The sequence below is a fragment of the Candidatus Frankia alpina genome, assembly GCF_902806485.1.
Classification (GTDB): Bacteria; Actinomycetota; Actinomycetes; order Frankiales; family Frankiaceae; genus Frankia; species Frankia alpina.
The window spans coordinates 22014-28616 of record NZ_CADCWT010000038.1; the positions used below are offsets into that span (position 1 = coordinate 22014).

Consider the following 6603-nt stretch of genomic DNA (forward strand, 5'->3'; position numbering starts at 1 on the left):
TGTGTTGGTGTGTTGGGTTTCAGGCGGTGCGCCGGTGCTCGGTGTGGAGGATGACGAGAGCGGCTTTCGCGACGAGTCCGATCTTCCAGGGGAAGATCGTGATGGTGTGGAGCAGTCGGAAGGTGCCCTTGAGCGGCGCGTTCGCGCGTTCACCGACGGTGCGCAGCGCGTTGTGGATCCTGTTGTGCGCCTTCTGTTCGTCGGGCAGGTCCACGTCCTCGGCCGGGCCGGGGGTGCGGACCCGGCCGGCCTCGATCACCGTGCCGTCGATGATGACGTGGTCGTAGCCGGCCATGCTCGCCGCGGTCAGGGCGTGGCGCAGGTTAAGGGCTGGCGACGGGGGTGGGGGTGGGGGCGGTGGTCGAGGAGGAGCGGTTGAAGATCAGGGAGACTTCCATGATGCCGTGGTCCTCGGTGGAGATGCCGGGGAAGCTCGGGTTGGGGATGCCGTAGTCGGCGAAGACGACGGGGAGTTGGCCGACCGTGCGGATCGAGGTGCCGTCCCAGCGTGACTGCAGTGTCATGGTGACCCGTTTCGTCTGGCCGCGCAGGACCAGATCGCCCTTCGCCGACACGGTCCGGGTGGTCTTCGAGTCGGTGGGGACGGTGCCGATGTCGACGGGTTCGGCGAGGGTGAACGTCGCGGTCGGATAGGTGTCGGTGTCCATGATCCGGCCGCGGAACTGGTTGTCCCGGCGGCTTTCGTCGCTGGTCACCGAGGCCATCTGCGCGGTGAAGGACGCCTTCGTGGCCACTGAGCCGGCGATGGTGAGCGAGCCGGTGACCTTCTTCGTCCGCCCGGCCGCGGTCGTGTCCTGGCCGAAGAGCACCTCCTTGACCCGGTAGCCGACCTTCGAGCCCCCGGCGATCGTCCAGGAGCCGCTCAGCGAGCCGGCCGGTGCTACGGACGCGTTCTCGCCCGGCTGCGCCAGGGAGAACTCCTCCGGGGCGTCCTTCTTGATGAAATTGATGTAGACGGCCGTGCCGCCCACCACGAGGATCGCCAGTACGACGACGGCGCCGAGCAGGACGAAGAGCAGGCGCCGGCGCCGGGGCTGCGGAGCCGGTGCCTCGGGTTCGGTCATCGGAAGATCGTCCCTCTTGCCGTCGGCCTCGGCGACGGGCGCCGCTGAGGTTCGTCCCTGTTAGCTGTCCAAACAACGATGTCGTGAGAAGGCCATTGTGCCTCTCACCCGCCGGCGGCCGTCCCGGGGCCGGTGCGCCCGCCGCTGTCGGTGGCGTTCTGCTCGCGGCCGTGGTCGCCGTGGTCGCCGTGGTCGCGGGGGTGGGAGTCGTGCTGCTCGGGCGGGCGGACCCGGCCCTGCGTGACTGAGTTGACCTGCACCGACAGCCCGTCGTCGCGCACGTGCAGGGGGACCACGACGAACCGTCCGGTCGGCAGGTAGGGGCCCGCCGGCGGCGAGTCCCAACTGTGCAGGCCCAGCCACCAGCGGTGGCGGGAGTCGGTGAAGGCATGGGCGCCGCCGGGGCCGAAACCTACCTTCCCGCCGGTCAGCATCGGCTTCGGGGCCGGCTTGCAGGGGCCGAGCGGGCCGGTGCAGGAGGCGCCGGCGACCACCTGGCGACCGTTGAGCTCCGGCGCGGCGGAGTACACTAGGTGGTAGCGCCCATCCTCGACGATCATCGAGGGGCTCGCGACCCGCTTCTGCTGCCAGGGCACGCTCGGGCGCAGCAGCACTGCCGGCTCGCCGGTGAGTACCAGCCCGTCCGAGCGCAGCCGCTGGGCCCACAGTGTCGGGCCCGCGCCGTCGGGTCGCCCCGGGCTGCTCCAGGTGAGGTAGGCGTGCCCGGCGTCGTCGACGAAGGGGCTCGGGTCGGTGCTGCCGCCGTCCGCGGTCTGGCAGACGAACGGGGCCAGCGACGTGTCCACGAATGGCTCGTCCACGTCGTCCGAGGTCGCCGCCGAGATGCAGCGGATGCCGAGTCCGCGTACGGCCGTCGTGTAGTAGAGGACGTACGAGCCGTCGAACGCGCCGATCGCCGCCGGCCCCAGCCCGCCGCCCGGGTCGGCCCAACCGGGCGGCGCCGTCAGGGCGTCGGGCTCGGTGGTCCAGCTCCGGCGATCCCGGCTGGACAGCAGGCTGATCGTGTCGGGGGAACGCGGGTCCACGCCGACGGCGTAGGTCGTCCGGTTGCGGGTCAGCAGGGTCGGGGCAGGGAAGTCGACGCCGGGGACGAGCACGGCCCGGGTGGAGGCGCCCGAGCTCGCCTTGGACAGATACAGCCCGACCAGCACGATGGCGATGACGATCACGGCCGGCTGGCGTCGGGCGAAGTCGACCAGACCACCGATGAGGTCCTTCTCGCCCATGCCGCCACCATCCTCATAGTGAGTATCTGATGGCGGAGTGTATTCACGGTGGGGTGAAGTTGGGTGTCAATCGACTCTGCGGACACTTCCTGTCGCCTCAGGTGTCGCCTCAGGTGTCGGTTCGGGTGTTGGTTCGGTGGATAACTCTCGCAGCAGGGTGGCGCTGCGTGGGTTCAGCCCGACGAGGGTCACCTCGGTGCCGCGCTCGCGGTACTTCGCGCGGACGTCATCGAGGGCGGCGACCGCGGCGGAGTCGAGGACGTCGGCCTGGGCCAGGTCGACGACCACTTGGGCTGGGTCACGGGCGTAGTCGAAGGCGTCGGCCAGGTTGCTGGTCGAGGCGAAGAACAGCGAGCCCTGGACCGCGTAGATCCGTTCGCGGCCCTCCGGGTCGAGCACGCTGGTCACCAGGGTCCGGTGGGCGACCCGGCGGGTGAACAGCAGGGCGGCCAGGACGGTGCCGACCAGCACGCCATACGCCAGGTTGTGGGTGGGAACCACGACGGCGACCGTCGCGACCATGACCGCAGTCTCGCCGCGGGGCATCCGACGCAGCGTCGAGGGTGCGATGCTGCGCCATTCGAAGGTCATCACCGAGACCAGGATCATCACCGCGACCAGCGCGGACATCGGGATGTGCCGGACGAGGTCGCGCAGCGGAACGACGAGCATCAGCAGGAAGCCGCCGGCGGCGAAGGTCGACAGCCGGCCGCGACCGCCGGAGTTGACATTGACGATGGTCTGGCCGATCATCGCGCAGCCACCCATCCCGCCGAAGAAGCCGTTGACGACGTTGGCGATGCCCAGGCCCCAGGACTCGCGGTTCGGATCGTGGGTGGAGTCGGTCATCCGGTCGACGATCTGGGCGGTCAGCAGCGTCTCCAACAGTCCCACGGCGGTCAGCGCGACCACGTAGGGTGCGATGATCCGCAGGGTTTCCCAGCTCAGCGGGACGTCGGGGATGCCGGGCACCGGCAGCGAGCCGGGCAGCCGGCCCTCGTCGCCGACCGTCGGCACCGAGACGTGGAAACCGCACGTGACCAGCGTCAGGACCGCCACCGCCACGAGCGGCGCTGGGACCGCCGTTGTGAGCCGGGGGACCGTCAGCAGGATCGCCAGGCCCCCCGCGACCAGGACGTAGACCTTCCACGACTCGCCGATGACGTGCGGCATCTGGGCGGTGAAGATCAGGATGGCCAGCGCGTTGACGAAGCCGATCATCACGGTGCGCGGCACGAAGCGCATCAGCCGCGCGACCCCGAGCACGCCGAGGACACCCATCAGCAGCCCGACCCCGACGGTGGTCGCGAGCAGGTAGTTCAGCCCATGCTCGCGGACCAGCGGCGCGGCCACGAGGGCCATCGAACCGGCGGCGGCGGAGATCATCGCCGGCCGGTCGCCGGTGAACGCGATGATCACCGAGATGGTGAACGACGCGAACAGGCCGACCTTCGGGTCGACCCCGGCCACCACCGAGAACGAGATCGTCTCCGGGATCAGCGCGAGCGCGGTCACCAGACCCGCGAGCAGCTCCACCCGGACGTGGCGCGTGTCCGGCCAGCGCCGGGCCGGCGCGGGTAAGCGCAGCCCCCGACGACCACACGACGGCCCCCAGCCACCACGCCGGCGATCTCACGGGCGGAAACAGCTGTCATAGCACCGGAACCTCGACGATCGACGGTGGCTTCGGCGCAGCGCCGAAGCCACCGGGGTGGGACCGGACCCTACTCACCCGCCGCCTCTCGCCACCACGCTGTGCATCGACGGGACGGCGACGCCTCCGACGGGGACGGCGCACCCGTGGGGAGACATGACTGCTCCCCGGGGAACGGAGCACGGCGGCATCATCGCCCTGGGAACGACTGCGGGGCGGTGTTCCCCACGCCTCAGGTGGACGACCGGCGGTACGGTCCGGTTAGTCGGACCTGACGATACGAAGTCAGCTTCGCTGACGCAGCGGGAGGGTTCGACCGGTCATGCCCGGGGTGCCCCGAGCCGGGTCAGAGCCTGCTGCATCTGGTCGATCTCGATCGACTGGTTGAGCACCATCGCCCGGGCCAGGCTGCGCGTGCGGTCGGAATCGGCGTGCTGCGCCGCGTACTGCGCCATCGCCAGCCCGCCACGGTGGTGGTGCACCATCAGGGTGAGGAACAGGACGTCGAGGTCACGGCCGTGGATCGTCGCGAGCCGCCGTAGCTCGTTCGGGGTCGCCATGCCCGGCATCCGGGCGGTGTCGTCGGCCGAGGCGGCCCCGCCGATCGACCCGCTCATGCCCGGCATGTCGCCCATGGCGGCCGAGCCGGTGTCGCCGTGCGCGTCGTGCTCGGCGCCCGCGCTCGCGCTCGCGCCGGTGCCGCCCATCCAGGGCATCGGTGCGCCGCTGGCGCTCTGGGCCCGTCCCCAGCCGGACAGCCACGCCGACATGATGCCGATCTCCCGCTGCTGGGTCAGCGCGATGTCCTGCGCGACGCTGCGGGTCGACGCGTCGCCGCCGCGGTCGAACTCGATCATCGCCATCTGCACGGCCTGCGCGTGGTGCTCGGACATGTCGCGGGCGAAGCCGACGTCGACGGAGCCTTCCCCCGGCGGGCGGTCGAGCAGGTCGCCCAACGCCGAGCCGGCGGCCAGCAGCCCGGCAACCAGCACCACGACGACCGGAGCCCACCACAGCGTGGCCCGGCCCCGGCCCCGGCGACGCCGCGGGGGCGCGGCGGCCTCGGCTCCGGCGGGATCGGTGGCAGCCAGGTCGGTGGCAGCCAGGTCGGCCTGGGCTGGCCCGGGTCCGTCGTCCAGTACGTGGGGCTCGGCGGATGCGTCTGCGTGCGCGGTGGGGGCGGCGGGCAGACGGCCCCCACCGCGCGGTTCTGAATCGCTCATCGTCCGTCAAGTCTGACGTAGGTGCCGACGTTTCGCGCGCCACCCCCCGCGGGGCGGGGGGTCAGACGTGTAGGGACGAAGGTCCGCTTGCCGACCTGGACCCGGGTCCCCGGCACCAGCGGGGCGGGCTGGTGCGGGCTGAGCGGGGTCCACACGGTCGCCTCGGGCGGCGCGATGTAGGTGCCGTTGGCCGAGCCCTGGTCGGTGATCACAACGTCCCAGCCGGTCAGGGTGATCACGGCGTGTACTCGGGAGACGGCGCTTTCGCCGTCTTCGACCGGCAGTGCCCGCGCCTTACCGGCCCGGACGGCGTCGTCCCGGTCGGGCCGGCGGCCGATGACCAGGTCCATGTCGACATTCATCGTCAGCCCGTCGTCGAACACGAGCACCCCGACCGTCGGCCGCGGACCCCACACGGTGTGGGCGCCCTGCTGGGCCAGCGACAGGCCGCACTCGGCGCAGTAGGGCGCCTGCGGGTGGTTGAAGTGCCCGTTCGCGCACAGGACCCCTTCGACCTGGGGCTCGGAGTTGCTGGGCAGCATCGTCGGGGCGTCGTCTTCGTCGATGAGGTCGGAGACGGTGAAGGTCTGCCCGGGCAGCTGGGTCATGGCGTCGTGCTCGTCGTCGCCGAGGCCGTCCGACAGGGGCTCGACGTGCCCGCCGAGCTGGCCGATGTGGCCGTTGGAGGCAGAGTCGACCGAGGCGCGGCCGAGCGCCTCGAGCCCGGCGAGCTCGGTCGGCGGGTCCTCGTCGAGCTCGTCGAGTTCGTTGAGGTCGGCGGCCTGGGTGGGTTCCGCCGCCGCCCGGCGACGGTGGGCCTCCTCCTCCTCCTCCTCCTCGCTGAGCAGCGGGGCCAGCGCCGGCGGGGTGGTCGGCATCGGGTCGGGGGCGCGCGCTGGGCGTGGGAATCGCCGCGGAGCCCGTCATCGGGTCGCGCAGGGGATCGAAGCCGGCCAGCAGCCGCTCGGCCGGGGTCTTGGTGGCGGGAAGCGCGGGTGCGTCGCTGAGCAGCAGGCTCACCCCGATCCCGGGTACCGCGCCGATCCCCAGGTCGAGGGGGAAGCCGAGGTCGCCGAGGCCGCCGGGGAAACCGGTCGGGCCGACGATGCCGGTCGGCCCGACGTCGATCCGGGTGATCTCGGTGGGCAGCAGGCGGTCGACCCAGGTGGCAGAGTCCACGCCGGACAGCGTCACCCCGGACGTGCCGGACGCCACGACGTCCATCGCCCCGTGAACGAGCGCCGCGACGCGGTCGTTGACGGTGGTCAGCAGGCTGAAGTCGGGCACCTGGTCAGGGTCGGCGTCGGCGAGGAGCCCGGCGACCCGGCGCACGAGCCGGCGACCCATGGTCGACGCGGTCGTGCCCACCTCCGCGGCCACCTCGGCGCACAGCC

The 6603-nt window shown here is 71.7% G+C and carries 4 protein-coding genes and 2 pseudogenes; all 6 read right to left on the minus strand.

Annotated elements, in window-relative coordinates:
- Positions 1-19: 19 nt before the first annotated feature.
- A pseudogene (locus tag G6R25_RS06995) lies at positions 20-331 on the minus strand (IS5/IS1182 family transposase); the annotation flags it as partial.
- On the minus strand, positions 324-1085 hold the full coding sequence (locus G6R25_RS07000) for a YceI family protein (protein ID WP_163552324.1): 762 nt from the start codon (positions 1083-1085) through the stop codon (positions 324-326). The pseudogene G6R25_RS06995 and the gene G6R25_RS07000, both read right to left, overlap by 8 nt.
- Before the next feature lie 104 nt (positions 1086-1189).
- Positions 1190-2332 (minus strand): family 43 glycosylhydrolase, encoded by a 1143-nt coding sequence (locus G6R25_RS07005; protein ID WP_163552325.1) that lies wholly within the window; start codon positions 2330-2332, stop codon positions 1190-1192.
- 66 nt (positions 2333-2398) lie between these two features.
- Positions 2399-3868, minus strand: a complete 1470-nt coding sequence (locus tag G6R25_RS07010) for a SulP family inorganic anion transporter (protein WP_473246880.1) — start codon at positions 3866-3868, stop codon at positions 2399-2401.
- Positions 3869-4306: 438 nt separating this feature from the next.
- Positions 4307-5209, minus strand: coding sequence for a DUF305 domain-containing protein (locus tag G6R25_RS07015; RefSeq protein WP_163552326.1), 903 nt, complete (start codon positions 5207-5209; stop codon positions 4307-4309).
- A pseudogene (locus G6R25_RS07020) lies at positions 5206-6603 on the minus strand (FHA domain-containing protein); the annotation flags it as partial. The pseudogene G6R25_RS07020 and the gene G6R25_RS07015, both read right to left, overlap by 4 nt.